Origin of the sequence: Flexivirga sp. (genome assembly GCF_051955415.1) — a bacterium.
Taxonomy (GTDB): domain Bacteria; phylum Actinomycetota; class Actinomycetes; order Actinomycetales; family Dermatophilaceae; genus Flexivirga.
Genome location: NZ_JBQCGS010000108.1, coordinates 26,078 through 52,612 on the forward strand (window position 1 = coordinate 26,078; position 26,535 = coordinate 52,612).

Here is a 26,535-nt window from a genome sequence, read left to right on the forward strand (position 1 = left end):
ATGCGCACGCCGATCTTGTGAATCGGTTCCTGTCGGACTGTCGCCAATGTCGGAGATCCGACATACTCACTGCATCCCCACCCCGTCATACCGCACCGTCCGCCCTGAACGCCGGCTGGACGCCGCCCGAGGAGTGACCGTCCGTGGCCAAACGCCGCACCTCCGCAACAGCCATCCCGAGCGACGCGCTCGACCCCGCGGACGAAGAGGTCGCACCGCTCTATCTGGCACTGCTCGAGACGCGTCACCCGACGCGCGATTCCCTGCGCAGCCAAGGATTCTCGTCGCAACAGCTGGACCGGTTGCTACCGGTCCTGGAGCACCGCCGGATGATCCAGCCGGTCGACGGCAGCACCTGGTCGGTGGTTCCTCCGGACGTCGCGATGCCGGCCTTCGCAGCGCAGTTGGAAGCGCGCGCCCGGATGGTGCGCACGACCGCGCAGGCCATGTCGCGGGTCTACCTGCGTTCGCGGGCGGCCGACCGCACCGACGCCACGTCCGGCGTGGTGCTGCTCGAGTCGCTGGTGGACGTCGCGGAGGCGTTGCACCAGGTCACCACCACGGCCCAGGAGTGGGTGTTGTCCAGTCGGGTGGACTCGCCGCTGTCGCGCTATCTGCTCGAGGCACCCCGGCCGATCTCGACCACGCCGTTCCTCAACAGCCGGGGCGAGCCGCTCGACGTGCGGCTCGACATCGATCCGGCGCTGCTGCCGGAGCCCGACGTGCTGGAGATCATGCAGGCCCGGGTCGATGCCGGTGACGTCATACGGCTCACCAGTGGCCTGCCGTTCACCGGCGCCGTCAACGACGAGGGGTTGGCGATGATCGATCTCGGCGACGACGGCGGGGCCCCGGTGGGCATCCTGCTCAACCGCGCCGCGGGCGGGGGACGGGTGCGGGCGGTGCTCGAATTCGCCTGGCAACTGGGCACACCGTGGCTGCCGGCGACCACCCCAGCCTCGGACAGCGACCACCTGGAACCGCGTGACCGGAGCATCCTGCGCCTGATGGCCGGTGGCGTCTCGGACGCGGCGATCGCCCGCCAGCTGGGCATCTCGTCCCGCACCGTCGAGCGACGGGTGCGGGTCCTGCTGGACCGGCTCAATGCGACCACCCGCTTCCAGGCCGGGGTGCTCGCCGCCCGGCAGGGTCTGATCTGACTGTCCTATTAGACTTGGCGATTCGCTGCATTCGCAGTGTGTCGTCACTCATCTCATGGGGGCCTTGTGAGCGCTGACCGATCCGGGGTGTCGCCCGCCGTCGCAGCGGAGATCGCCGCCGAGCAGGCGCACGTCGACCAGGTTTACGCCGAGTTGACCAAGGCCGGCGAGCGGGCCGCACTCGTGGAGGCGGAGGGGCTGGCCCGCGGCCGCACCGACCGCACCGGGGAGGCGCGGGAGGAGGAGATCACCGGACTCTTCGAACGCGACGCGCTGGTCTTCAACGCCGGACGCCGGCGGCAGAGCCTGCAGACGCAGTACGAAGGCCTCGTCTTCGGCCGTCTCGACCTGGAGCACGACAAGCCCGACGAGCACGGCGACACCCGCGAGGTTCGCTACATCGGCCGTCTCGGCGTGCGCGACGACACCTATGAGCCGCTGGTCATCGACTGGCGCGCACCCGCCGCCGCACCGTTCTACCGGGCGACACCGGTCGAGCCGCAGGGCGTGGTGCGCCGCCGGGTGCTGCGCTGCCGCGACTCCCGGGTGCTCGGCGTCGAGGACGATCTGATGGTGCCGGAGGCGCCCGAGGGCATGGTGATCGTCGGCGACGGTGCGCTGATGGCGGCGCTGACTCGCTCCCGCGGAGCTCGCATGCGTGACATCGTCGCCACCATCCAGCGGCATCAGGACGAGGCCATCCGTGCCGACAGCTCCGGCGTCACGGAGATCACCGGCGGCCCCGGCACCGGCAAGACGGTTGTCGCGTTGCACCGGGCGGCATACCTGCTCTACTCGCAGCGACGCAAGTTCGAGGCCGGCGGCATCCTGGTGGTCGGGCCGTCCGCGGCATACACCGCCTACATCGAGCGGGTGCTGCCCTCCCTCGGCGAGGACAGCGTCACGCTGCGCTCGCTCGGCGACCTCGTCGAGGGTATGACGGCCACTCGCCTGGACTCCCCCGCTGCGGCCGAGGTCAAGGGCTCGACCCGCATCCGGCAGGTCCTCGGCCGGGCCGCACGGGACATCGCGCCGGACGCGGCGACCCAGTTGCGGGTCATGGTCGACGGCCAGCCGATCCGCATCGACGCCCCGGAGTTGTTGCGCATCCGGCGCCAGGTGCTGCGCCACCACCAGCACAACGCGGCCGCCGACGCGGCGACCGCTGCGTTGGCCGAAGCCGCTTGGCGGCAGGTCAACACCGGCGAGAAGCCTGAGTTCATCGACCGATTCATCGATCACCGCGAGGTCGAGGCGTTCGTGCGCGACTGGTGGCGGCCGACCGACCCGCGCGAGGTGCTGCTGTGGCTCGCCGACGAGGAGCGCGTCGCGTCATACACGCACGGCATCCTCTCGGCGGAGCAGACCGCCCTGCTGCGCGACTCGATGCGGGTGGCGCTGGCCGAGGGCACCTGGTCGGTCGCCGACGTGGGCCTGGTCGACGACGTGCTCTCCCGGGTCGGGGTCGTCCCGGACGCACCGCGCGAGGAGCGCGGGTTCTACGAGATCGAGGAGCTGGACTCACTCGGAGTCGCCGAACCCGGCCCGCAGCAAGGCTTCCGGGCCGACCAGGTCGGTTACCAGGTCACCCCGGCAGACCCGCGTGAGCGGCTGCTGACCGGGAAGGTCTCGCGGTCCGACGACTACGCTCACGTGCTGGTCGACGAGGCACAGGACCTGTCGCCGATGCAGTGGCGGATGCTCGGCCGTCGCGGCCGCTACGCCTCCTGGACGGTCGTCGGTGACGCCGCACAGAGCTCGTGGCCGCTGGCCGACGAAGCTGTCACCGCACGCGACGAGGCGTTCGGCAACAAGCAGCGGCGGCGCTTCCACATGGACACCAACTACCGCAACGCCCGTGAGATCTTCGACTATGCGGCGACACGCATCCTGCCGGTCGTGCCGGATGCCGACATCCCGCACGCCGTCCGGGAGACCGGGATCGATCCGGTCCAGCTCACCTCGTCACCCGACACCCTTGTCGACGACGTGCGCGGAGCCGTGAAGAGTCTGCTCGAGGAGGTCGAGGGCAGCATCGCGATCATCTCCCCCGAGCGTCACCGCCGGCTGCTGGCCGAGGTGCCACAGGAAGCGTCCGACCGGGTGGTCCTGGTCGACCCGATGTCGACCAAGGGCCTCGAGCACGACGCCACCGTCGTGGTCGACACCGAGGAGATCATCGCCGAATCCCCCGGCGGCGCAAGGGTGTTGTATGTCGCCCTGACCCGCGCCGCTCACCGCATGACAGTCCTGGAGGTGCACGACGTATGACGGACGAACGACTCGAGGCATACCGCCGCTCCATCGACAACTTCGACGCTGCGCTGATCCATATCCTCGCCGAACGCTTCCGCATCACCCAGGCGGTCGGCGAATACAAGGCGACCCACGAGCTGCCACCGGCGGACCCGGCCCGCGAGGAGCAACAGATCGCCCGGTTGCGAACGCTGGCAACCGGATCCGGCCTCGATCCGGAGTTCAGCGAGAAGTTCCTGCGGTTCGTGATCGACGAGGTCATCCACCACCACGAGCGCATCCGCGAGTCCGGCTGAGTCGGCGAGACCGGCTGACTCCCCTGGCTCCGCTGAGTCCGCCGGGTCCGCCGGGTCCGCTCCCCCACTTTCACACCGAGCGGACACAAAACGATCGAGCGGACAGGAAAAATCGCGGCCTACCGGCGAGTATTCGTGTCCGCTCGGTGTGTTTGTTGTCCGCTCGGTAATGGCACGGCCGCGACTCAGTCGCTGACCTGGTGGTCGGCGTGGAAGAGTGCCTCGGTGAGCAGCGCCCGCAGGTGCGCGTCCTGCAACCGGTAGACCACCCGGCGGCCGTCCCGCTCGCCCACGACCAGTCCGGCGAGCCGCAGCTTGGCCAGGTGCTGGCTGGCCACGGTCGGGCGACATCCCGCGATGTCGGCCAGCGTCGCGACGTCGAGTTCGGCATCGCGCAGCGCCCACAGCATGCGCACCCGGGTGGCATCGGCGAGCAACCCGAACGCCGTGACGGCCGCATCGACCTGCTCGACGGACAATTCCTCGGTATGCCGCCCCGCCGGCTCTCCGGTGTTCACCGCCGTCCTCTCCCGCCTCTTCGCTGCCATGACGATCGACTATAGTTGTTCATATATTCGCAACTGCGCATATGACGATAATGAGACCCACAATCATTCTCCCGTGAGGCGACCATGACCGACCCGACACCACTGTGCGGTGGCGAGCCCGGCCCGCAGCCGAAGACGGCTGCACCCGATGGTGGCCACGGTGGCCACAGTCACGGTGTCAGCATCAACGCCGACCGCCGGTATCTCGTCGGGGCACTCGCGCTCCTCGGCGCCTTCATGGTCGCCGAGGTCGTGGTGGCGTTCCTGTCCGGGTCCCTGGCGCTGCTTTCGGACGCCGGACACATGCTCAGCGATGTGGGAGCGATCGGGGCGGCCCTGTGGGCCATGCACTTGGCCGCCCAACCCGCCCGCGGCAGTTGGACGTTCGGCTGGAAACGTGCCGAGATCCTGTCCGCCGCAGGTAATGGCGTCACGCTGCTCGTGGTGTCGGGCATCGTGGCGTTCGAGGCGATCCGCCGGCTCGTCCATCCGCCGGAGGTCGAGGGCGGCGCGGTCGTGGCGGTCGCCCTGGTGGGCGTCGTGGTCAACATCGCCGCCGCCTGGCTGCTGGCGCGGGCCAACCGCTCGAGCCTCAACGTCGAGGGCGCCTACCAGCACATCCTGACCGACCTCTACGGCTTCATCGGCACCGTCGTCGCCGGCGTCGTCATACTCCTGACCGGCTGGACGCGCGCCGACCCGATCGCGTCCCTGGTCGTCGTCGCCCTCATGCTGTATGCCGCCTGGGGCCTGCTCCGGGACAGTGGTCGCATCCTGCTGGAAGGCGCACCGCGCAACGTCGACCTGGATTCACTGAGCACGCATCTGCTGGAAACACAGCATGTTCGGGCCGTTCACGACCTGCACGTCAGGACGGTGACCTCCGACCTGCCGGCGGTGTCGGTGCACGTGGTCGTGGAGGACGAGTGCTTCGCCGACGGCCACGCGCCGCAGCTGCTGGACTACCTGCAGGCGTGTCTGCAGGGGCACTTCGACGTGGAGCACTCGACGTTCCAACTCGAGCCGACTAGTCACTCCGCCCACGAACCCGGCACGCACTGAGTTCAAGCGGGGGGTGTATCGAAACCGGTCGCCGCACCGGAGAATGGGATCAGCGTAGGGTCGTCAAATGGCCTCGCTCGTGGACAGGGTTGGCGCACGCCTGCTACAGAACCGCCGATGCGTGCGCGCCCCGATCTGGCTCTACCGCCATGGTTTGGGATGGCTCCTCGGCGGCCGCGTCCTGATGCTGGAGCACATCGGCCGGCGTTCCGGACGTCCCCGCTACGTCTGCCTTGAAGTGGTCTCCCGACCGGATTCCGACGTGATCGTTGTGGTCAGCGGCTTCGGCGAGCGCGCCCAGTGGTACCGAAACCTCCGGGCCAACGGCAGCTGCGCAGTCAGTATCGGAAGAGCACGACGCGTCCCCGCACAGGCCCGGCTGATGGGTGCCGCCGAGTCCGCGGCCATCCTGCAGGAATATCAGCGGGCGCACCCGCACGCATGGCGTCGACTGCGAAGCGTCATCGAGGAAGCCGTCAGCGGGCAGGTCACCGAGTTGCCGATGGTGGAGCTTGGACTCGACCGCCGATAGAACGCTCAGCCGCCGAGCAGAGTCCGCACCCGCTCGGCCCCAACCGCCAGCAGCAGCGTCGGCAGCCGCGGACCGGTGTCCTTGTCGACCAACAGGTTGTAGAGCAGCTTGAAGAACTGCCGCTGCGCCGCGCCGAGCTCCTTGTCACCCTTGACGATCTGGTCGGCGGCCAGCCCGCGTTGCACCTTGGGCACTCCGTACACCTGGTGAGTCAGCCCGTCGAGCGACCAGGCGTCCTCCAGCCTGGGCAGCTGAGCGTCCTTGCCGTCCAACAGCATTCGCAATGCATCGCGCTCCTGGTCGGTCAGCGCGCCGAGTCGCTCGACGTCCGCGGCCGACCGCACCACCGTGCGCTCGTCGTCGGACATCTGCGTCGCCACCCAGTGCTCGACGCAGGTCAGCCGCGGCCGCAGCTGGTCCAGCGACTCCACCGGGTCGGTGTCGAGCGCGCTGACGATCCGCAATGTCTGGTCCGCGTCACCGGTGGTGATGTCGACGATCGAGGCGAGCGTGCGGTAGGACACCGGCCGCGGGGTCTCGCGCAGCGACCCGGCTGCACTGGACGAGGCCCGTGTGTATGCCGCCACGTCACCGGCTTGGCCCTTCCCGGCGGCGACCTTCCTGGCGAGGGAGTCCCACTCGTCATACATCCGCTCGACCTCGGCGTCGAAGGCGACGCTGAAGGACTGCGCCGGCTTGCGCCGAGCGTAGAGCCAGCGCAGCAACTGCGGCTCCATGATCTGCAACGCGTCACTGGGCGTCGGCACGCCGCCACGCGACGACGACATCTTGGCCATGCCCTTGATGCCGACGAAGGCATACATCGGCCCGAGCGGCCGCTCCCAGCCGAACATCGGCGCGAGTTCCTTGCCCACGACGTATGACGACCCCGGCGACTGGTGGTCGACCCCGGAGGGCTCGAAGGTGACCTTCTCGTAGGACCAGCGCATCGGCCAGTCCACCTTCCACACCAGCTTGCCGCGCCGGAACTCGCGCAGGTTGACCGTCTCGGTGTGGCCGCAGCGACACGTGTAGGTCAGCGAGGTGGTGGCATCGTCATACGCGGTGACGGTGGTGAAGTCGGTGCCGCACTCGGTGCAGTAGGGCTTGTAGGGGTAGTAGCCGGTGGCGCCGCGTCCGTCGTCCTCGGCGGCCGCGCCGGATCCCTCTTCGGCCTCGGCCGCCGCGGCGGCTTCCTCCTCGGACAGCTTCGCCGGTTTCTTGGCCTTCTGCGGGCCGAGCGTGCGGTACTGGTCCAGCACCTTGTCGATCTCGGCGCGCTGCGACATCGCGAAGATGATCTGCTCGGTGTAGGCGCCGGAGAGGTACTGCCCGGTCTGGCTGATGCCGCGGTAGGTGATGCCCAGCTCGGTGAGGCTGCGCTCCAGCTGGTCGCGAAAGTGCTCCGCCCAGCTGGTCGCGGTCGATCCGTGCGGCGGCGGCACATCGGTCAGCGGCTTGCCGATGTGCTGCTCCCAGGAGCTATCGACACCGGGGATGCTGGGCACCTTGCGGAAGCGGTCGAAGTCGTCCCAGCTGATGATGTGCTCGACCTCGATGCCGCGGCGGCGGATCTCGTCGGCGACCAGGTGCGGCGTCATCACCTCGCGCAGATTGCCCAGGTGGATCGGCCCGGACGGCGAGATGCCGGAGGCGCACACGACCTTGGTGCCCTTGGCCTGCGCGTCGGCGATGGTCTCGTCGGCGAGTCGGGACACCCAGTCGTCAAGCTGCTGATCAGTCACGACCGATCAGTTTACGGGCGCCGCTCAGCCGCCGAGCACCGTCCCGGCGCACACCATCACGAAGACTGCGATCAGCCCCAGTGCGAGCCAGGCGATGATCCGGTGCGAGCGCTTGTCGGCGCGCAGCGAGCTGGCGAACTGCAGACCCGGCGCGACCACGGGTGTCAGTCCTTTGCGGCGTGCGTCGTCCGGCAGTGGTGGCTCGAGTTCGAGCCCGCGGTCGTGCTCATCCATGAGTCCTCCCCAGAACCTCGGGGTATGGCGCCCGTCCAGCGTCCCACAGCGGACGGCATTTTCCCAGGAGCGCGTGACGTCTCAGCTGACCTGGATCGCCCAGTCCAGCAGGAAGAGACCGAACAGCAGCGCCGGCACCGCGCCGGCCATCAGGCAGCCCGCGCGGCCGCGCTTGGCCTGTTGTTCCTCGCCGGCGGGTAGCTGCTGCACCTGCCGGCGCAGCCGCCACCAGGTGATCGCCGCGGCCACCGCCACGCCGAGGAAGAAGACGACCAGCAACCACAGGGTGATCCGGAAGGCCAGCGGCGGCGTCTTGCCGCTGATGGTGCGGGTGGCCAACCGGGCAGCGACCTCCGGGAGCACCTCAGTCCTCGAGCTGGTCGTGCCGCACGATGACCTCGGACCGGCCCGGGCCGACGCCGATCACCGAGATGCGAGCGCCGATGCGCTCCTCGACGAACTCGACGTAGGCGCGGCAGGTGGCCGGTAGCTCCTCCCAGGTGCGGCACTGCGAGATGTCCTCGAACCAGCCGGGCAGCTCTTCGTAGATGGGCTTGGCGTGGTGGAAGGCCGTCTGGTCAGCCGGCATCTCGTCGTGGCGGACGCCGTCGACGTCATACGCGACACAGACCGGGACCTTCTCCAGCCCGGACAGCACGTCCAGCTTGGTGAGCACGAAGTCGGTGACGCCGTTGATGCGGTAGGCGTAGCGGCCGATGACCGTGTCGATCCAGCCGCAACGGCGGGGACGGCCGGTGGTGACCCCGAACTCGGCGCCGGTCTTGCGCAGGAATTCGCCTGAGTCGCCCGTCAGTTCGGTCGGGAACGGGCCCTCACCGACGCGGGTGGTGTAGGCCTTGAAGATGCCGATGACGCGGTCGATGCGGGTGGGCGGTATGCCGGCGCCGGTGCACGCGCCGCCCGCGGTCGCGTTGGACGAGGTGACGTAGGGGTAGGTGCCGTGGTCGACGTCCAGCAGCGTCGCCTGGCCGGCCTCGCACAGCACGACCTTGCCCTCGTCGAGGGCGTGGCCGATCTCCAGCGAGCTGTCGGCGACCATCGGGCGCAGCCGGTCGGCATACGACAGGAGCTCGTCGACGACCTCGTCGACCGGGATCTCGCGGCGGTTGTAGAGCTTGACCAGGATCTGGTTCTTGACCTCGAGCGCGGCCTCGACCTTCTGCCGCAGGATCGACTCGTCGAAGATGTCCTGCACCCGGATGCCGGTGCGGTTCATCTTGTCCGCGTAGGTCGGGCCGATGCCTCGGCCGGTCGTGCCGATCTTGCGGGAGCCCAGGAACCGCTCGACCGTCTTGTCCAGCACCCGGTTGTATTCGGCGATCACGTGCGCGTTGCCGCTGACCCGCAGCGCCGAGGTGTCGATGCCGCGCTGCTCGAGGCCCTCGATCTCCTCGAAGAGCACGCCCAGGTCGACCACGACGCCGTTGCCGATGACAGGGGTGACGCCCGGCGACAGGATCCCGCTGGGCAGCAGGTGCAGTGCGTACTTCTCCCGGCTGCCGTCGGGTTGCTCGATGACCACGGTGTGGCCGGCGTTGTTGCCGCCGTTGAACTTCACGACATAGTCGATGCGGTCGCCCAGGAGGTCGGTCGCCTTGCCCTTGCCCTCATCGCCCCACTGGGCGCCCACGAGCACGATCGCTGGCATGCTGCTGCCCCTATCCGGTCGGTGGTGAGCAGTGACCGGGACGGGCTGCTCGTCGTCAGCAGTGTCTCAGGCTACCGGGGTCGGCGAGCAACTCCCGCACGGCCTGCGCCGAGGATGCGCGCAGCGCCTGCTCCGCCAGCCGGCGCGCGCCCGCGGCATTCGTATGGCGGACCGCCTGCTTGACACGCGGGATCATCGGGCCGACCACGCTCAGCTCGCGTATGCCGAGTCCGATCAGCAGCGGGACGGCGTCGACCTGGCTCGCGAGATCGCCACAGACACCGACGTCCACCCCCTCGGGCACCTCGTCGACGACCCGTCCGATCAGTTGCAGGACAGCGGGATCCAGGCTGTCGGCGACGTCGCTGACGCCGGCATTGCCCCGGTCGGCGGCGAGCGTGTATTGGGTCAGGTCGTTGGTGCCGATGCTCACGAAGTCAAGACCGTCAGCGAGTTCGGCGACGCGCAGCGCCGCCGCCGGCACCTCGATCATGATGCCGATCTGGAGCTCGGGTGTGCCGACCATCGCCCGTGCCGCGGCCAGTCGGCCCAGCGCCCAGTCGACCTCGTCGCGGGAGGTGACCATCGGGAACATCACCCGCACCGGCCCGTGTTCGGCGGCCCCGCACACGGCCAGCAATTGTTCGTCGAACAGCTGCTGGTGCTCGCGCATCAACCGCAGCCCCCGCACACCGAGCATGGGATTGGCCTCCCGCGGACCCGGCAGGAACGCCAAGGGCTTGTCGCCGCCGACGTCCCAGGTCCGGATCGTCACCGGCTCCGCCCCGAGCGTTCGGCCGATCGCACTGAACGTGGTGGTCTGATCGGTCGCCGACGGCGGGTGCGTCAGCGCGCCGAAGAGGATCTCGGTCCGCAGCAGCCCGCAGCCCTCCGCCCCGTGGGCGGCGGCGGCTGCCGCGTCGGCCTCACTGGTCAGGTTGGCGCCGACCCGGACCCGGGCTCCGTCCGTGGTGAGCGCCAGCTCCGTCGCCCGGCGGGCGGCCTCCTCCGCACCTGCTCGTCGCCCCGCGAGGGTCGCGGTCAGTCGATCCCGCTGCGCCGGGTCCGGATCGACGACGAGTTGCCTGGTGGTCGCGTCGAATCCGACGATCATGTCGTCCTGCACGGCGGCCGCGACGTCGCCGCCGTCGGTGTAGATCGGTATGCCGCGCGAGCGCGCCACGATGACTCCGTGCCCCGTGCTGCCGCCGCAGACGGTGACGATGCCGGCCAGTCGTGACGCGTCCAGCCCAGCAGCTGTGGCGGGGTCCAGTTCATCGACGACCAGCACCGCGCCGTCCGGAACGGCCTGGCGATCCAAGGATTCCGGCCCGTGCGCCAGCGCCTGGAGCACCTGCCGCTCGATGGCTCGTACGTCCTGGGCGCGGGCCCGTTGGTAGGCGTCGGTGAGTCCTTCGAAGTCCGCTGCGAGCTCTTGGAGCACTGCCTGCCACGACTCGGGCGCCGTTCTGCCGCGCTCGATGCGGTCCGCGACGTCGGCGAGCATCGCGTCGTCCTGGAGCAGCACGAGGTGCGCGCCGAGGATGTCTGCGGCGGCGGCATCGCTCCCCTGTTGCTGGCGGCGGATGTGGTCCACCACCGCGGCCACCGCCCGGTCGGACCGATCCTGCTCCTCGCGCTCCGAACCCGCCTGGTAGTCCTGCAGATCCACTGCACCTCGCAAGACGTGCGCCGGGCCGAGCGCGGCATCCAGCCCGGACCCTTCGGCGGCGGGCGGCGCCGCGTCCGGGGCGCTGCCCGTGCTGCCGCTGGCCGTGGTGTCGTCCTCGAAGTCGCGATCCGCGAGGTCACGCACGGCCGCCAGGACTTCGCTCGCCTGTGGGCCGGCGGCGCTCACCCGAAGTCGGGCGCCCTGGCCGGCGTTCAGCGTGGCCACCTTGCTCAGGCTGGTCGCCGGCACCGGTCCGGCATCGCTACCGAGGTCGGCGAGCGTCACCTCGGCGTCATACGAGCGGACGAGCGCGACCAGCTTTGCCGCGGGTCGCGCATGCAGTCCGTGCGGATCGGTGATGACGATGTCGACGACCGCTGGTCGAGTAGCAGCCGACGAACGAGGCTGCGTATCGAGACCAAGGGACGCTCGGTGGTCTCGATACGCTCCTTCGTCGCTACTCGACCGACGTGGTTTACCGGTGTCCAGATGCGCCCGCTTCGCATCGAGCCCCTCCTCAGCCTCACCGGCGACCTCGTCCAGCCCCGCGCCGGAGGCCGCCGACACAATGGCCGGGACGATCCCCTCCACCAGCGGCGCGGCGGAGATCCGCACGCGCTCGGCCAGTTCGGGATCGATGAGTTCACACGCCATTTCGGCGCTGAGCACCGAACTGCCGATGTCGACCAGCACCAGCACGGCGGCGTCCTCGGCGCCTGCCTCCTCGATGGCCGCCGCGACCGCAGTGGCATCGGTGCCGAACGTGTCCTCGTCGAGTCCGGCGGCCACCGCTATCGGCGGGGCGTCCGACCCACCGGCCATCTCCCTGGCCAGCTCAGCGACCGCTTCGCCGAGGGCGCGGCTGTGCGAGACGATGACGATGCCGACCATGGGTCTGCTGCTCAAGCCAGCGTGTCCACGGCGGCGTCGAGCAACAGCACGGTGGAGGTGGCACCGGGGTCCTGATGGCCCGCGCTGCGCTCCCCCAAATAGCTCGCCCGACCCTTGCGCGCGGCCAGGTCGGTCGCCGTGTCACGACCCTGCGCCGCCGCCTCTGCCGCAGCCCGCAGCGCCGCGCCGACGCCGTCGGACTGTGCGGCGTCATACGCCTCGAGCGCCGGCATCCAGGCGTCGATCATCGTCTTGTCGCCCACCTCGGCCTTGCCGCGCTGGACGATCCCCTCGACGCCGGCGTGCAGCGCGGCGCCGAGCGCCGCCGCATCGATCTCGTCCTCGGCGAGTTTGCCGGCGAGCCGGAGGAAGAACGTGCCGTAGAGCGGCCCGCTCGCCCCACCCACGGAGCTGACGAGGGTCATCCCGACCTTCTTGAAAACGTCTGTCGCGGAGTCGAATTCACCCGCGTCGAGAGCCTTGACGACTGCTGCCATGCCACGGTCCATGTTGCTGCCGTGATCGGCGTCGCCGATCGCCGAGTCGAGCTCGGTCAGATAATTGGCGTTGTCATGTATGGCGCTGGCGTAGCGCCGCATCCATTCGATGAACTGGCTGGTTTCGACGACGTCCGCCATCAGATTCCCCACCGCAGGCCCGGGGTGTTGACCGGGGCATCCCACAGGTCGACCAGCTCGTCATCGGCCTTGACGAGAGTGACGGAGCACCCGGCCATCTCCAGCGAGGTGATGTAGTTGCCGACCAGGCACCGTGCGACGGTGATGCCCGCCTGCTCGAGCAGGCGGTGCACTTCGCCATACATCAGGTAGAGCTCGATCAGCGGGGTGCCACCCATCCCGTTGACCATCGCGATCACCGAATCCCCTGTGCCATACGGCAGATCGGCGAGGATCGGGTCGACCAGCTGCTGGGCCGCCTCGGCTGCCGACGCCATGGGGACCTGCTTGCGGCCGGGCTCACCGTGGATGCCGATGCCCAGCTCCATCTCGTCCTCGCCCAGCTCGAAGGTGGGCTTGCCCGCGGACGGCACCGTGCAGGAGGTGAGCGCGAGCCCCATGCTGCGGCCGACCGAGTTGACGTGGTCGGCGAGTTCGGCCACCTCGTCGAGGGAGCGGCCACTCTCGGCGGCGGCTCCGACGAGCTTCTCCAGCAGCACCGTGGTGCCCACGCCGCGTCGGCCCGCGGTGTAGAGGCTGTCCTGGACGGCGACGTCGTCGTCGACGACCACCGACCGCACTCGGGCCCCGCTCTCGGCGGCCAGCTCGGCCGCCATCTCGAAGTTCATCACGTCGCCGGTGTAGTTCTTCACGATGTGCAGCACACCGGCGCCGCCGTCGACGCCGGAGGTCGCCGCGAGCATCTGGTCCGGCACCGGCGAGGTGAAGACCTCACCGCAGCAGGCGGCGTCCAGCATGCCGAGGCCGACATACCCGCCGTGCATCGGCTCGTGGCCCGAGCCACCCCCGGAGACGAGACCGACCTTGCCGGGACGTGGCGCGTCCTTGCGGAAGATCACCTTGTGCTCGTGATCGACGCGCAGCCGGTCGGCGTGGGCGGCTTCCACACCGAGCAACGCTTGGGACACGACGTCCGCCGGATCGTTGATGAGCTTCTTCATCTCCTCATCCGACCACTCTTCCGGTCCGCCGACAAGGAGTCAGCCGACGAGTCGCCCGAGAAGTCAGGTCAGGGAGCCAGGGCGTGCTCGGTGGCGGGCTTGACCAACTTCTTGACGGTGCGGCCGTCGTGGAAGTCACCGATGGCGCGCATCTGCCAGCTCTGTGGCCCGGTGCGGCGCATCGCCGCCATCAGCACACCGGTCGCCGGTTGTGAGTCGGACAGGTCGAAGCGGACCAGCTCCTGGCCGGTCGCATCGTCGACCAGCCGGCAGAAGGCGCGGCGGATGTCGGTGAACTTCTGACCGCTGAACGAATTGATGGTGAAGACGAGGGTGTTCACCTGCGGTGGGATGGCGAGCAGGTCGACCTTGATCTGCTCGTCGTCGCCCTCACCGGCGCCGGTGAGGTTGTCACCGGTGTGCTGGATGGCGCCGCCGAACTCCCGCTTGTGCATGAACCAGACGATCTCCAGCTTCTTCCCGGAGCCGTCGTACGCGATGACCGATGCGTCCAGGTCGATCTTGCCGCGTCCCGGTGCCGGGTCCCAGCCCAGGCCCATGGTGACCTTCGCCAGCGGCGGAGCGCCGGTCTTGGTGAGGTCGACCCTGGCCTTCTTGGTCAGGTCGACGCGCCCCTTGTCGAGGTTGACGACCCCCGGGGTGCCCGGCCGCTGCCCACCCGGCGGTGCCGGCGGCTGCGTGGGCGGGGGCGGCTGCGTGGGTGGGGGCGGCTGGTGCGGCGGGGCCGGTTGGGTCGGCGGCGGTGGTGGCATCGGCAGACCGGTCGTCGGCATCGGCGCCGACGGGACACCCTGCGGCGCGATGCCCGGCATGCCGACCGGTGGCGGACTCGGCGGCGGCGCGGCGGGCATCGGCGCCGGGGGGAGCGGCACGGCAGGGTCGGCAGCCGGTGGCGGCTGGTCCACTGCGATGCCGAAATCGGTTGCCAGTCCGGCCAGTCCGGAGCTGTAGCCCTGTCCGATGGCGCGCAGCTTCCACTGTCCCCCGCGCCGGTAGAGCTCTCCGCTGACGAAGGCGGTCTCGTTCTCGGCGCTCATCGCGAAGGTCGCCAACTCCTCGCCGGAGGCGGCGTCGGACGCGACCAGCCGCAGGTCGGGCACCTGGCCGAAGGCGCCTCCGTCGGCCGACGCGGCCAGCACCACCCTGGCGGTGTCCGGTGGCAGCTGGGTCAGGTCGACCTCGAGCGCGTCGGCGCCGGGCTGCTTGCCGAGATGGCGTACCGCGCCACTCGGGTGCCCCGGCTGGTTGTAGAAGACGAAGTCGTCGTCCGAGCCGACCTTGCCGCTCTCCCCCAGCAACAGCGCCGAGGCATCGACGTCGGGCACACCTGGCCCGGTACTCCAGTGCAGGGTGATCCGGACCCGGCCGGCGTCGAGTGGTGTGTTCGAGCCCTTGGTCAACTCGCTCATACAGTTCATCCTCACATGCGTGGCCGGCCTGCCGACGGCGTTCGGTGAAGCGACGTCAGGACTTGTGGCGGCGTTCCGCGATGCGCAGGGCGAGCTGGAAGCGGGTGCTGACGTCGTGCTCGCTCATCAGCGCGGCGATGCGCCGGCGCACCGTGCGCAGCGAGATGCCCATCGCGCGAGCGATCGCCTCGTCGGTGAGGCCTTGCTGCATCCAGTCGATCAGCGCGGTGCCGGACGAGTCGTCGGCGTGTCCGGTGGGTGCGGCGGCCGCCCACAACCGGTCGAAGAGCTCGATGAAGGCGGCGACGACCATCGGGTCGCGCAGCAGGACGTAGTCGCCGCCACCCCGGCCCCACTCGGTCGTCCCGATCGCGGCTTCGTCGCCGAAGACCACGAACTCCGACGGCAGCGCACCGGCGACCCGCTGCTGCTCACCGAGCGCCGCCCAGCCGGCGACCGCGGCCGCGTGCTCGTGGAGCGGCTCGGGCAGATACAGCGTCCGCTGCTCGCGTCCGGAACCCAGCTGTTGCCGAACGGTTGGGTAGTCGTCCAGCGCACGCGGCGCACCCGCGCAGGCCTGGCGTATGACGCCGACGGTCGAGGCGACCAGGTGCTCGTGCACCGAGGTCAACACTGCCTGGTCGACCCGCTCGCGCAACGGCTGATCGGAGGTCGAAAGCTCTTGCCCCGCACGGTGATCGGTGACGAAGCTGTCGATCGCGTCGCGCACCCGGGCAAGGTCCTGGCGACGGGTGGCGAGCCGTGCTTCCTCCGCACTGACCACCCGCTCCAGGGCGGCCCGCGGATGGTCGGCGACGACTTCGCCGAGATCGGTCAGCCGCACCAGCCGCCGGGCGCGCAGTTGCTCGATGGCGTGCTCGGCCTCGTAGTCGGTCCACCCCAGTTGCGCGACGTGTGCTGCCAGGGTCAGGCCGGGTGAGCGCAGCACGTGCCGGTAGAGCTCTTCGCCCTGCGCTCCGACGCCGAGCACGCCCAGCCGGCCGTCCATCGGGTCGGTCCCCTACAGGCCCAGTTCGCGTGCGGCGGTCGCCGACGAGTCGCGCAGGAAGTCGGCGCACCGGCGCTGCTCGTCGGTCTCGCCGATCTCACCGGCTGCTTTCGCCAGGGCCGCGAGCGCCCGCAGGAACCCGCGGTTGGGCTCGTGCTCCCACGGCACCGGCCCCTGCCCGCGCCAGCCGGAGCGGCGCAGCGCGTCGAGGCCGCGGTGATAGCCGGTGCGCGCGAAGGCGTAGCTCTCGATCACGTCACCGTCGGCCATCGCGTCCTCGGCGAGGCTCGCCCAGACGAGCGACGAGCTCGGGTAGGACCGTGCGACGTCACGCGGGTCCACGCCCTGGTCCAAGGGTGAACTCGCCGGATCGACAGGCAGTTTCGTCTCGGGTATGCCGAGGAGGTTCTCGCTCATTTCGAGTGCTTCCCTGCCGAGCCGAGGTTCTCGCATGCCTCGACGACACGTGCCGACATACCGGCCTCGCCCGCCTTGCCCCAGGCACGCGGGTCGTACTGCTTCTTGTTGCCGACCTCGCCGTCGATCTTCAGCACGCCCTCGTAGTTGCCGAGCATCCAGCCGGCAATGGGGCGGGTGAAGGCGTACTGGGTGTCGGTGTCGACGTTCATCTTCACCACGCCGTAGGAGACGGCTTCCTCGATCTCCTGGGGATCCGACCCGGAGCCACCGTGGAAGACCAGGTGGAAGGGCTTGTCGTCGGCGGTCTTGAACTCCTCGTGCACGGCCGCCTGTGCCTTCTTGAGCACCTCCGGGCGCAGCTTGACGTTGCCCGGCTTGTAGACACCGTGCACGTTGCCGAAGGTCAACGCGGTCATGTAGTAACCGTGGTCCCCGGTGCCGAGCGCCTTCGCGGTCTCGATGGCGTCCTCCGGGGTGGAGTAGAGCTTGTCGTCGATCTTGCCCTCGACGCCGTCCTCCTCGCCGCCGACGACACCGACCTCGATCTCCAGGATGATCTTGGCGTCGCGGCACTTGGCGAGCAGTTCCTCTGCGATCTGGAGGTTTTCGTGCAGTTCGACCGCGGACCCGTCCCACATGTGCGACTGGAAGTAGGGCGGCCCACCCTGCTTGACCCGCTCGGTGGACGCCGCCAACAACGGGCGGACGAAGCCGACCAGCTTGTCCTTGGGGCAGTGGTCGGTGAGCAGTGCGATGTAGACGTCATACGCCTTGGCCACCTCGTGCGCGAACGCGGAGAACGCGAGCGCACCGGTCACCATGTTCTTGACGCCCTGGCCGGAGAAGTACTCCGCCCCGCCGGTGGACACCTGGATGATGCCGTCGCTGCCCGCGTCGGCGAAGCCCTTGATCGCGGCGTTCAGGGTCTGACTGCTGGAGACGTTGATGGCCGGGTAGGCGAAGCCGCCCTTCTTGGCCCGATCGAGCATCTCGGCATACTTCTCAGGGGTCGCGATCGGCATGGAAGCCCTCCTGCAGGCGTCGGCGAACGTTCTTCGGCCCCATCCAACCATCCGCGGCCCCCGCGGTGGACCGCCCGCCGGTCAACCACCGGCAGCGCTCACCCGGCGGGCCAGCAGCTGTTCGCGCTCGCGCGCGTTGGCGCAGCGCTCGATCGCCAGGTCGTATGCCGCCACCGCCTCGGTATGCCGCCCTGCCCGCACCAGCAGCTCGGCGCGGACCGCGGGCAGCCGGTGCGAATGCGCCAGCGCCTCGTCGAGTCCGTCGAGCAGCACGAGCGCGGTCGGCAGGTCGCCCGCCTCGGCCACGGCGACGGCCCGGTTCAGGCGGACCACCGGCGACCCGGTCAACTGCTCCAGCTGCCGGTAGTAGTCGGTGATCGTCGGCCAGTCGGTGTCCGTGGCCCGGCCGGCTCGCGCGTGCTCCGCGGCGATGAGCGCCTGCAGCACGTACTCCGCGGCGAGCGCACTCGACAGGGCGACTCCACCCGGCACGCTGGTCGAGTGCCTGGGGGAGCGCAGCGGAGGAGGGTGTATCGAGACCGAGTGCCCGCCGGTCAACTCCCTCAGCAACGCCAAACCCTGCTGGATCTCGTCCCGGTGCCAGGTGCTCCGGTCCTGCTCCGGCAACAAGACCAGCGACCCGTCCGCCGCAACTCGGGCATCCCGGCGCGCGTGCTGCAGCAACATCAGCGCGAGCAACGCCTGCAACGCGGGACTGGTCGCCGCCGCCCGCCCGGTGGCTCGCACCAGCCGGACCAGCCGGATCGCCTCCCCCGCGAGCTCGGCTCGGACGACGTCGTCGCCACTACCCGGGGCGTAACCGGCCGTGAACGCCAGATAGGCAACACGGGCAACGGTTTCCAGTCGCTGGGGCAGCACTTCCTCCTCGGGTATGGCGAGCGGGACCCCCGCTGCGACGACCTTCTTGCGCGCCCTGGTCAGCCGGGCCGCCATCGTCGGCTCGGGCACCAGGAAGAGCCGGGCGATGTCCGCGGTGGGGATGCCCAGCACAAGCCGCAGCGTCAGCGCGGCACCGGCTTCCTCGTTGAGCGACGGATGCGCCGCAAGCAGCACCAACCGCAGCAGGTCATCAGACTCCTCGCACCGGTTTCCTTCCTCCACCGCAAGCAGCGGCTGCTTCCGTGCGGCGACCGCCTCGGCCCGCAACCGATCCAGGATCCGCCGCTTCGCCGCCGTCATCAGCCACGCCGGCGGGCTGTCCGGCATACCGGCCTGCGGCCAGACTCGGGCAGCCCGTTCGAAGGCGTCGGCCAGCGCATCCTCGGCCAGGTCCAGCCGACGGGTCTGCGCCACGAGCAGGGCCAGCAGCCGGCCCCACTCGTCGCGCCATACGACCTCGAGCGGTTCGATCAATCCGTGAGTCCCTCGATCGGGACGCACGGCCGGATCTCGAGCGAGTAGATCTCCGGCAGCACCGCACACCACGACACGACCCGATCGAGATCGGCCGCCTCGACAAGGTAGAAGCCGCTGATCTGCTCGGCCGTCTCGGCGAAGGGTCCGTCGGTGAGTTCGACGGTCCCGCTCCGGCGGCGCACCGTCGTCGCCGTGCTGGCGCCGTCGAGCGCCTCACCGGCCAGGATCGCCCCGCCGACCTCCTGGGCGAACCGGACGTGGTCCTGGTGCCAGCGCTCGCGATCCGCCGGTGCGGCGTTGTTCCACGCGTCGGCCGCGCCGGCGAGGAAGATCAGGTATTTACTCATCGCTGCCCTCCAGTTCGCGCAATTCGATCAGGTCGCCGGTGCTGGCCAGTTGCCGACAGCACGCCTCGACGCCCTCGCGGTCGTCGCTCTCGACGAGGTAGAAGCCGACGATCTGCTCGGCGGCCTCGGTGAACGGCCCGTCGGTGACGGTCGTGCCACCGGCGCCGTCCGGCCGCATCGAGACCGCCTGCGCGGACGGCCGCAGCGGCGACGCGGTGATGATGCGGTGACCGCCCTCGGCCAGCTCGTGGTGGAAGCGCTCGTGTGCGCGCATGCCCTTCTCGTGCTCCTCCGGCGGCAGCTTGGCCCACTCGGCCTCGGGTGCCGGCAGCAGGACCAGGAATCGCTTGGCCATGGTGACCCTTTCGATCTGCGTTGTGTACATCCTCTGACAGCCCGATGACGCGTGAGCCGATGTGGAATCGACAACTCTCGACGAAATTCTTCGCGGACTGTCGATTCGCGAGCGCCCAACGCGTCATCGTGGTGTCAGTACCCGCACTCCGGAAGGCTTCCCATGGGCAAGCTCGTGCTCTACTCCATCTGTTCGCTCGACGGCGCGGTCGACGATCCGAACCGCCTCTTCCCGCCGAGCACCCCCGAACCCGCGCCCCCGGAGTTCGAGGACGCCATGGAGGAGCCGTTCCGCCGGCTGATCGGCAGCCAGACCGCCGTGCTGCTCGGCCGCGGGATGTATGACGAATGGGCGCGTTTCTGGCCGACGTCGCAGGACCTGTTCGCGGATTTCATCAACAACGTGCCGAAGTACGTCGTCACCTCGAGTCCGCTGGACGGTGGTTGGACCAACGCAGAGGCGGTGTCCGGACCGCTGGCCGACATCGTCGCGTCGGTGAAGGCGAACACCACCGGGGACGTGGGAGTGCACGGCAGCATCGCGCTCGCGCAGTCGTTGCTGGCCGAAGGCCTGGTCGACGAACTGCAGCTGACCGTCGCGCCGGTCCTCGATCCGGTGGGCCGGCGACTCACCGAACGGATCACCGACCTGACCCCGATGACGCTGACCGATGCCCTCATCCTGCCGAGCGGCGCGATGTGGCTGACCTATCGGATGGGCCGCTGACCCTTCAGCTGCCGAAGCCGTGCACGTGCCGCAGCACCCACACGTGCATGGCGATGGCTGCAGCGGCACCGGCGTTGATCGATCGGGTGGAGCCGAACTGCTCGATGTGCAGCACGTCGACACATGCCTGCTGCATCGCGGGAGTCAGCCCGGGACCTTCCTGCCCGAAGACGAGCACGCACCGCTCCGGCAGCTCATAGATCTCGATCGGTTTGCTGCCGGGGGTGTTGTCGATCCCGATCAGCGGCAGGTCCTGCGACGCGGCCCACGACGCCAGCGCGGCGACGTCCGGATGATGATGCTCGTGCTGGTAGCGGTCGGTCACCATGGCGCCGCGCCGGTTCCACCTGCGCTTTCCGACGATGTGAAAGGCCTTGGCGCCCATCGCATTCGCGGTCCGGATCACCGAACCGACGTTGAAGTCGTGCCCCCAGTTCTCGACCGCGACGTGGAAACCGTGCCGGCGCGTGTCCAGGTCGGCGACGATCGCCTCGTGCGTCCAGTACCGGTATCGGTCCTCGACGTTGCGCCGGTCGCCATCGGCCAGCAGTTCCGGATCGAAGCGCGGGTCCGGGGTGCCGTCGGGAAGCGTCGGCCACTGCCCGTCATACGGCCCGACACCGACTGCTTGCTCGTTCACGAGAAGTCAGCCAACCGCATCCCCCGCCAGCGCCGCCGTCCGGGTCGCCAGCCGCCGGTATGCCGCCACCAGCTCGTCGTTGTCCAGCACCTCGAAGTCGTGCGGCATCCGCAGCAACCACCAGGCCATCATGTCGAGGTCCTGCGCGCCGACCCGCAGGTCGCAGTGCCCGTCGTCGACCGCCGTCAGCGCACCCCACCGGGCGACATACTCCTCGACCTCCTCGTGCGCACACGCCAGCCGCACGGTCGCCTCGTGCTCCCACCCCGAGCGGACCGACCGCCGGATGTACTCCTCCGCGTCGGGCGCCTCCCGGGGCGTGAAACCGAAGGTGGAGGCCCGCACGCCGGTCATCCGGTCGAGCCGGAAGGACCGCCAGTCGTCCCGGTCCAGGTCGAACGCCATGAGATACCAGCGGCGGCCGGTGGCCACCAGACGGTACGGCTCCGCCCTGCGATAGGACGCGGCGCCGTCGCGCGCGATGTAGTCGAAGCGGACCTGGTGGTGTTCGCGCACGGCGCGGGCGAGGGTGAGCAGCGCATCGGCGTCGACGGTGGTCGCCTGGTACTCCACCGTCACCGTCGCTTCCTGGACCGCCGTCACGTGCGCGCGTATGGCGGCCGGCATCACCTGGTCCAGCTTGGCCATCGTGCGCAGCGCGGCCTCGCCGACGCCGGCGACGGTCCCTCCCGCGGCCAGCCGCAGGCACACCGCGACCGCGACGGCCTCCTCCTGGTCGAGCAGCAGCGGCGGCAGCGCACGTCCGGCACCCAGCTGGTAACCGCCGCCGCTGCCGCGGCTGGACTGCACGGGGTAGCCCAACTCGCGCAACCGGTCGATGTCCCGCCGCACCGACCGGGTCGTGACACCGAGCCGATCCGCAAGGTCCTCGCCGGTCCACACCGCCTGCGCCTGCAACAGCCCGAGCAGCTGCAGCAGGCGTGCCGTCGTCGTCGCCATGAGCCCATCATCGACGACGCAGCGGACAGAAGTTGTCCTGTTGGCGCCGCGCCATCGAAGGACCACGGGGCCGCCTCGCTCTAAGCGTCCCCTCAGCGGCGCTCACGTACGCTTGCGCTCGTGATGCACTCCCTCGGCCCGAGCTTCATGGACCCGACCTATCTGCTCGACCAGTTCGGGGGCGCGTTCTTCGTCATCGCCCTGCTGATCGTCTTCATCGAGTGCGGAGTGCTCTTCCCGATCCTGCCGGGCGACTCGCTGCTGTTCGCGATCGGCCTGTTCAGCTCGAGCGCGAAGTACAACTTCCACGTGCCGCTCTACGTCTCGGTGCCGTTGTTGATGCTGGTGGCGTTCGCCGGCAACGTCGTCGGCTACGAGATCGGCCGCGTCGTCGGCAAGCCGATCTACGAGCGTGACGGCCGGATCCTGAAGAAGGAGTACTTCGCGAAGACCAACGACTTCTTCGACAAGCACGGCAACAAGGCGCTGGTGATCGGCCGGTTCGTGCCGATCGTGCGCACCTTCATCACCTTGGTCGCCGGCGCGAGCCGGATGGACCGCAAGCGCTTCTTCACCTGGAGCGCCGTCGGTGCCGTGCTGTGGGTCGGCATCGTCGTGGCCGCCGGCGTCGTGCTCGGCAAGGCATTCCCCGGCCTCGGGGACAAGATCGACGTCGCGATCATGGTGGTGGTGATCCTCTCGGTGATCCCGATGGCCTACGAATACCTCAAGCACCGCCGCGAGAAGGCAACGGCCGCGACCGCGGGAGACTGACCTGCACAACTTCGACGACCGGCACGACCCAGGCACCGCCCCGGCCGGTGCGCGCCGGCGGGACATCTACTGGCTGAACCTCCCCCGGGACTGAGCGCCGCGGCAAACACCTGGTCATTGCTTGGTAAGAACCTGGGAATCCTTCGGTAAGTACCTGCAATCTACCGGTGAGTCACTCTGACGATGAGCAGGCGACCGCGCACATCCCGTCGCGGTCGGTCAGAGGGAGAAACACACTGTGAAACTCACGCGCGTCTGCGCCTTCGCCACCCTGTCCGTCCTGACCGTCTCGCTCTCCGGAGCCGTCAGCACGAGCGCCTCTGCGGCACCCGCAGGCACTCACCGCGTTGCCGGCCTGCAGTCGCAAAGCGTTGACAGCAAGGCGATCTACCAGCGCATCCTGCAGAAGCTGCCGGCCGACTGGCAGACGCGACGCGACGCTGCGCGCACCCGGCTCGGGATAGAGGAGTCGCCGGTCACCGCGATCCTGAAGACCAAGGTCAGCAAAACGGTGGCCGCCGCGGGCGGTCGTTCGGCGCGGGCGATCGACCCCTCGCAGTACGAGTGCGGGCCGACCAAGCTCGACGCGTATGTCGACCAGCTGCTCGCACCGGTGGACGTCCTCAACCTCTTCTTCATCCAGTTGCTCGGCGGGCTGGACATCCCGACGTACGACGCGATCCTCAACGGCACACCGAAGGGTGCCGGCTTCCAGCTGTTGCCGGCATACAAGGACAGCCTGACCTCGACCTTCGGCATCGCCCAGCGGTTCTGGGACGTGCGCCTGAACAACGTGCAGCTGATGGCGATGCACGGCGGCATGCTGACCGACGTCAACCGGGTGACCTCCGTCGTGCAGTTCATGTATGGCGTGGGCCCCGCCGACGCGGCGGACATCGCCCAGGACATCATCACGATGGTGCAGAGCGACCCGGCGCTGAGCAACGGCGACAACGCGATCTTCACCCTCAACGCGTTCGCGTTCTCCGGCGAGGGCGACCCGGACCCGGTGATCCGCAAGCTCAAGGACAAGATGGTCTTCGGCGACGGCATCCTCGCGGCACTCAAGGCCATAGGGCTCAACAAGGTCGGCCCGAAGGCCGTGCTCGGGCACGAGATGTCCCACCACGTGCAGTACGAGGACAACCTCTTCGACAGCCCGCTCACCGGGGCGGAGGCGACCCGTCGGACCGAGCTGATGGCCGATGCGTTCGGCACCTACTTCGCCACGCACAAGAAGGGGCTGGGCATGAAGCCGGTCCAGGTGCTGCAGGTCGAGGAGTCGTTCTATGACGTCGGTGACTGCTCGTTCGACTCCCCCGGCCACCACGGCACCCCGAACCAGCGTCGCGCTGCCTCCTCGTGGGGCGCCGCGACCGTGGCCTACTCGAACAAGCCTCACAAGGTGATGCCCAGCCTCAAGCTGGCCGCGAAGTTCGACAAGGTGCTGCCCGAGTTGGTGAAGCCGGACGCGCCGACGTCGATCAGCGCCTACCGCAACCTCGTCGCCCAGCCGTAAGAGCGCAGCGTCAGGCGACCGACGCCGGCCGGCGGGCAGCAGCCCGTTCGGCCGGCGTTGCCATGCACGCCAGGAACCGGTCGCGCACCAGGCTCGCGATGCGCGGGTCAGCACCGAGCGGTTCGGTCACCGGCGGCCCGATCCGGCTCAGCATGCTGTGGAAGAAGCCGTGACCGAGCAGGTATGACGCCAGCCAGACACCGTCCGCGGCGTCGCCCGCTCGACCACCAGCCGCATCGTGGACGGCACCATCCACGGCCTCGCGCACGGAAGGCGATGCGGCGGCTGCGAACCCGGCGACGACCCGACCGGTCCGTCGGGCCTGCAGGTCGGCGGCGACCTCCCGGACCGCGTCCGCCGCCTCCGGCCGCGACGACCCGGCCGCCGCCAGCACGACCGGCGCCGACCGGGTGGCCCCCGCCGCGTCGAGCCGGTCACCGAGGATCTGCGCGAGGACCGGGTGCGGTCCCAGCGGAGGGGCGGCGGTCACCAGCGGCGACACCGCCGCGGCTCGGGCCACATCGACCTCGATGTGGTAGCCCGTGGACAGCAATGTCGGGACGATGACGGTTCGATCGCCTTGGCGGACCAGCGCATCCACCACGTCCGGCAGCCGCGGGCGCTGTACGTCGACATACGCGTCGAGGACACGGACGCCGGGCAGCAACCGGGCGACCTGGGAGCGGAGCGCGATCACGGTCTGCCGGCCGCGCGGGTCGGCCGTGCCGTGCGCGACGAGGACGAGCGCCGTCACAGCGGAACCGCCTCCAGGGCCCGGGTGACGTCCCCGATCACGATGGCTGCCGGGTTGCCGATGCCTTGTGCCGTAACGCGATCCGCGACGTCGTCCAGTGAGCCGCTGACGTGCCGCTGGTCGGCGGTCCACGCCGACTGGATCACCGTGACGGGCGTCTGCGGAGACTTGCCGGCCCGGATGAGTTCGGCAGCGAGCTCGCGCAGCCGCGCCATACCCATCAAGACCACGATCGTATGGCGCCACTGCGCCAGCAGGCTGGTGTCGATGTCGTCATGACCGGAGATGACCAGCACGCCGTGCGCGATGCCGCGGTGCGTGACCGGCACGTCGGCGGCCGCGGGCGCCGACAGGGCGGAGGTCACCCCGGGCACCACCTCGACCGGCACCCCGGCCGCCCGGCAGGCCAGCACCTCCTCGCCGCCGCGACCGAGCAGGAACGGGTCGCCGCCCTTGAGCCGGACGACGTGTTGGCCGCGCCGGGCCCGCTCGATGAGCAACCGGTTGATCTCGTGCTGCGGCACCGGGTGGTGGTGCGGCGTCTTGCCGACATCGATCACCTCGGTGCCCGGCGGCAGGTCACCCAACAGGCCGCGCGGGGCAAGCCGGTCCGCGATCACGACGTCGGCCTGTTGCAGCGCACGCAGTCCGCGCACGGTGATCAGGTCCTCGGCGCCGGGACCGCCACCGACGAGCACCACCCGTCCGACGCCTTCGGGCTGCTGCAGGATTTCGGACACGCGACACCTTCGGAACGATTCACCCACCCAACATTCGTGCGTGGGTGCCTCAGTGTCGCATAACGAAATATGCAGCTATGGATAATGTCGAGTGATGAGACAGTCCTGGCGACCTGGGGGCCGCCGGATTGGACCGTGGCCACCGCGGAGTATTCGGGCCAGCGCCGGGGTTCAGGCCAGTCCCAGATCCTCCAGACCGTAGGCGGTCAGGTAGGTGATCCCCTCGGACTCGATGCGCTCGCGCGCACCGGTCGACCGGTCGGCGATCACCGCGACGGCGACGACCTCCGCGCCGGCTTCCCGGGCGGCCGCCACCGCTTCGAGCGCCGAGGCGCCGGTGGTGGAGGTGTCCTCGACCACGACGACGCGACGCCCCTTGATCGAGGGTCCCTCGATGCGCTGCTGCAGCCCGTGCGCCTTGCCGGCCTTGCGGACCACGAAGGCGTCCAGCGTGCGCCCCTCCGCGGCCGCCGCGTGCAGCATCGCCGTCGCCACCGGGTCGGCACCCATCGTGAGACCGCCGACGGCGTCAGACGACAGGTCGGCGGTGAGTTCGAGCATCACCGCGCCGACCAGTGGAGCGGCGGCGCCGCTGAGAGTGATCCGGCGCAGGTCGACGTAGTAGTCGGCCTCCTTGCCCGAGGACAAGGTCACCTTGCCCCGGACGATCGCGTCGGTCTTGATGCGCTCCAACAACTCCTGCTTGGCCACTGCCGGCTCCTCGCTCATTCCTGGTTTCGTTCGCCCTGCGGTGGGCA

General features: G+C 69.5%; 28 protein-coding genes. 8 read left to right on the plus strand and 20 right to left on the minus strand.

All coding sequences use genetic code 11. From position 1 onward, the window contains the following. Nucleotides 1-143: 143 nt before the first annotated feature. From ACTHL4_RS17680 to ACTHL4_RS17690, 3 genes are all read left to right on the plus strand, one after another. Nucleotides 144-1,160: a response regulator transcription factor gene (locus ACTHL4_RS17680; protein ID WP_440284084.1), complete on the plus strand. Its 1,017-nt coding sequence runs from the start codon at nt 144-146 to the stop codon at nt 1,158-1,160. Between the two features lie 66 nt (nt 1,161-1,226). Beyond that, the gene (locus ACTHL4_RS17685) at nt 1,227-3,431 is read left to right on the plus strand and encodes a HelD family protein (protein ID WP_440284085.1); all 2,205 of its coding nucleotides are present in this window, start codon (nt 1,227-1,229) and stop codon (nt 3,429-3,431) included. Continuing rightward, nucleotides 3,428-3,712, plus strand: a complete 285-nt coding sequence (locus ACTHL4_RS17690) for a chorismate mutase (RefSeq protein ID WP_440284086.1) — start codon at nt 3,428-3,430, stop codon at nt 3,710-3,712. The genes ACTHL4_RS17685 and ACTHL4_RS17690 overlap by 4 nt, the downstream gene beginning before the upstream one ends. 185 nt (nt 3,713-3,897) lie before the next feature. Here ACTHL4_RS17690 and ACTHL4_RS17695 read toward each other — a convergent pair whose 3' ends face one another. Further along, nucleotides 3,898-4,260: an ArsR/SmtB family transcription factor gene (locus tag ACTHL4_RS17695; protein WP_440284087.1), complete on the minus strand. Its 363-nt coding sequence runs from the start codon at nt 4,258-4,260 to the stop codon at nt 3,898-3,900. A gap of 84 nt (nt 4,261-4,344) precedes the next feature. Between ACTHL4_RS17695 and ACTHL4_RS17700 the strand changes: the two genes are divergently transcribed. After that, nucleotides 4,345-5,322, plus strand: a complete 978-nt coding sequence (locus ACTHL4_RS17700) for a cation diffusion facilitator family transporter (protein ID WP_440284088.1) — start codon at nt 4,345-4,347, stop codon at nt 5,320-5,322. 67 nt (nt 5,323-5,389) lie between these two features. Next, entirely contained in the window at nt 5,390-5,854 is a 465-nt protein-coding gene (locus ACTHL4_RS17705) for a nitroreductase family deazaflavin-dependent oxidoreductase (RefSeq protein ID WP_440284089.1), read from the plus strand. Nucleotides 5,855-5,859: 5 nt separating this feature from the next. Here ACTHL4_RS17705 and lysS read toward each other — a convergent pair whose 3' ends face one another. The 14 genes from lysS to ACTHL4_RS17775 all read right to left on the minus strand — a co-directional run bounded on the left by lysS (nt 5,860) and on the right by ACTHL4_RS17775 (nt 19,664). Further along, nucleotides 5,860-7,599: a lysine--tRNA ligase gene (gene lysS, locus ACTHL4_RS17710; RefSeq protein WP_440284090.1), complete on the minus strand. Its 1,740-nt coding sequence runs from the start codon at nt 7,597-7,599 to the stop codon at nt 5,860-5,862. Nucleotides 7,600-7,623: 24 nt separating this feature from the next. Beyond that, on the minus strand, nt 7,624-7,833 hold the full coding sequence (locus ACTHL4_RS17715; protein ID WP_440284091.1) for a hypothetical protein: 210 nt from the start codon (nt 7,831-7,833) through the stop codon (nt 7,624-7,626). 81 nt (nt 7,834-7,914) lie between these two features. Next, entirely contained in the window at nt 7,915-8,196 is a 282-nt protein-coding gene (locus ACTHL4_RS17720) for a hypothetical protein (RefSeq protein WP_440284092.1), read from the minus strand. 1 nt (nt 8,197) lies between these two features. Next, entirely contained in the window at nt 8,198-9,502 is a 1,305-nt protein-coding gene (locus ACTHL4_RS17725; RefSeq protein ID WP_440284093.1) for an adenylosuccinate synthase, read from the minus strand. Between the two features lie 55 nt (nt 9,503-9,557). Beyond that, a complete protein-coding gene (ptsP, locus tag ACTHL4_RS17730; protein ID WP_440284094.1) occupies nt 9,558-12,080 on the minus strand; it encodes a phosphoenolpyruvate--protein phosphotransferase in 2,523 nt (840 codons plus the stop codon). Further along, on the minus strand, nt 12,077-12,703 hold the full coding sequence (gene dhaL / locus ACTHL4_RS17735) for a dihydroxyacetone kinase subunit DhaL (protein WP_440284095.1): 627 nt from the start codon (nt 12,701-12,703) through the stop codon (nt 12,077-12,079). Before dhaL ends, ptsP begins: the two co-directional genes overlap by 4 nt. Further along, nucleotides 12,703-13,704, minus strand: a complete 1,002-nt coding sequence (gene dhaK, locus ACTHL4_RS17740) for a dihydroxyacetone kinase subunit DhaK (protein WP_440284096.1) — start codon at nt 13,702-13,704, stop codon at nt 12,703-12,705. Before dhaK ends, dhaL begins: the two co-directional genes overlap by 1 nt. 68 nt (nt 13,705-13,772) lie before the next feature. Then, nucleotides 13,773-15,134 (minus strand): TerD family protein, encoded by a 1,362-nt coding sequence (locus tag ACTHL4_RS17745; RefSeq protein ID WP_440284097.1) that lies wholly within the window; start codon nt 15,132-15,134, stop codon nt 13,773-13,775. Nucleotides 15,135-15,189: 55 nt separating this feature from the next. Next, complete coding sequence (locus tag ACTHL4_RS17750) at nt 15,190-16,143, minus strand: hypothetical protein (protein WP_440284098.1); 954 nt, start codon at nt 16,141-16,143, stop codon at nt 15,190-15,192. Between the two features lie 12 nt (nt 16,144-16,155). After that, nucleotides 16,156-16,560: a DUF3151 domain-containing protein gene (locus tag ACTHL4_RS17755; RefSeq protein WP_440284099.1), complete on the minus strand. Its 405-nt coding sequence runs from the start codon at nt 16,558-16,560 to the stop codon at nt 16,156-16,158. Further along, nucleotides 16,557-17,585 carry a class II fructose-bisphosphate aldolase gene (gene fbaA, locus ACTHL4_RS17760; RefSeq protein ID WP_440284100.1) on the minus strand — a complete coding sequence of 343 codons (1,029 nt, stop codon included), beginning with the start codon at nt 17,583-17,585 and terminating at the stop codon, nt 16,557-16,559. The genes ACTHL4_RS17755 and fbaA overlap by 4 nt, the downstream gene beginning before the upstream one ends. 81 nt (nt 17,586-17,666) lie before the next feature. After that, nucleotides 17,667-18,959 carry an RNA polymerase sigma factor gene (locus ACTHL4_RS17765; protein WP_440284101.1) on the minus strand — a complete coding sequence of 431 codons (1,293 nt, stop codon included), beginning with the start codon at nt 18,957-18,959 and terminating at the stop codon, nt 17,667-17,669. Continuing rightward, nucleotides 18,956-19,309, minus strand: coding sequence for a YciI family protein (locus tag ACTHL4_RS17770; protein ID WP_440284102.1), 354 nt, complete (start codon nt 19,307-19,309; stop codon nt 18,956-18,958). The genes ACTHL4_RS17765 and ACTHL4_RS17770 overlap by 4 nt, the downstream gene beginning before the upstream one ends. Continuing rightward, nucleotides 19,302-19,664, minus strand: coding sequence for a YciI family protein (locus ACTHL4_RS17775; RefSeq protein ID WP_440284103.1), 363 nt, complete (start codon nt 19,662-19,664; stop codon nt 19,302-19,304). Before ACTHL4_RS17775 ends, ACTHL4_RS17770 begins: the two co-directional genes overlap by 8 nt. 162 nt (nt 19,665-19,826) lie before the next feature. Here ACTHL4_RS17775 and ACTHL4_RS17780 point away from each other — a divergent pair, with 162 nt between their 5' ends. Next, the gene (locus tag ACTHL4_RS17780; RefSeq protein WP_440284104.1) at nt 19,827-20,390 is read left to right on the plus strand and encodes a dihydrofolate reductase family protein; all 564 of its coding nucleotides are present in this window, start codon (nt 19,827-19,829) and stop codon (nt 20,388-20,390) included. A gap of 4 nt (nt 20,391-20,394) precedes the next feature. Here ACTHL4_RS17780 and ACTHL4_RS17785 read toward each other — a convergent pair whose 3' ends face one another. Together ACTHL4_RS17785 and ACTHL4_RS17790 are read right to left on the minus strand one after the other, a co-directional pair. Beyond that, nucleotides 20,395-21,030, minus strand: a complete 636-nt coding sequence (locus ACTHL4_RS17785) for a TrmH family RNA methyltransferase (protein WP_440284105.1) — start codon at nt 21,028-21,030, stop codon at nt 20,395-20,397. 6 nt (nt 21,031-21,036) lie between these two features. Next, nucleotides 21,037-21,990: a helix-turn-helix transcriptional regulator gene (locus ACTHL4_RS17790; RefSeq protein ID WP_440284106.1), complete on the minus strand. Its 954-nt coding sequence runs from the start codon at nt 21,988-21,990 to the stop codon at nt 21,037-21,039. Between the two features lie 123 nt (nt 21,991-22,113). Here ACTHL4_RS17790 and ACTHL4_RS17795 point away from each other — a divergent pair, with 123 nt between their 5' ends. Together ACTHL4_RS17795 and ACTHL4_RS17800 are read left to right on the plus strand one after the other, a co-directional pair. After that, nucleotides 22,114-22,764, plus strand: coding sequence for a DedA family protein (locus ACTHL4_RS17795; protein ID WP_440284123.1), 651 nt, complete (start codon nt 22,114-22,116; stop codon nt 22,762-22,764). A gap of 238 nt (nt 22,765-23,002) precedes the next feature. Then, nucleotides 23,003-24,283 (plus strand): hypothetical protein, encoded by a 1,281-nt coding sequence (locus tag ACTHL4_RS17800; RefSeq protein WP_440284107.1) that lies wholly within the window; start codon nt 23,003-23,005, stop codon nt 24,281-24,283. Nucleotides 24,284-24,293: 10 nt separating this feature from the next. On the opposite strand, the gene ACTHL4_RS17805 is transcribed toward ACTHL4_RS17800, so the two are convergent. The 3 genes from ACTHL4_RS17805 to pyrE form a co-directional block, all read right to left on the minus strand. Continuing rightward, nucleotides 24,294-25,037 (minus strand): sirohydrochlorin chelatase, encoded by a 744-nt coding sequence (locus ACTHL4_RS17805; RefSeq protein ID WP_440284108.1) that lies wholly within the window; start codon nt 25,035-25,037, stop codon nt 24,294-24,296. Continuing rightward, a complete protein-coding gene (gene cobA / locus ACTHL4_RS17810; protein WP_440284109.1) occupies nt 25,034-25,777 on the minus strand; it encodes a uroporphyrinogen-III C-methyltransferase in 744 nt (247 codons plus the stop codon). The genes ACTHL4_RS17805 and cobA overlap by 4 nt, the downstream gene beginning before the upstream one ends. A 171-nt stretch (nt 25,778-25,948) precedes the next feature. After that, nucleotides 25,949-26,506 carry an orotate phosphoribosyltransferase gene (gene pyrE / locus ACTHL4_RS17815; RefSeq protein ID WP_440284110.1) on the minus strand — a complete coding sequence of 186 codons (558 nt, stop codon included), beginning with the start codon at nt 26,504-26,506 and terminating at the stop codon, nt 25,949-25,951. Between the last annotated feature and the right edge of the window lie 29 nt (nt 26,507-26,535).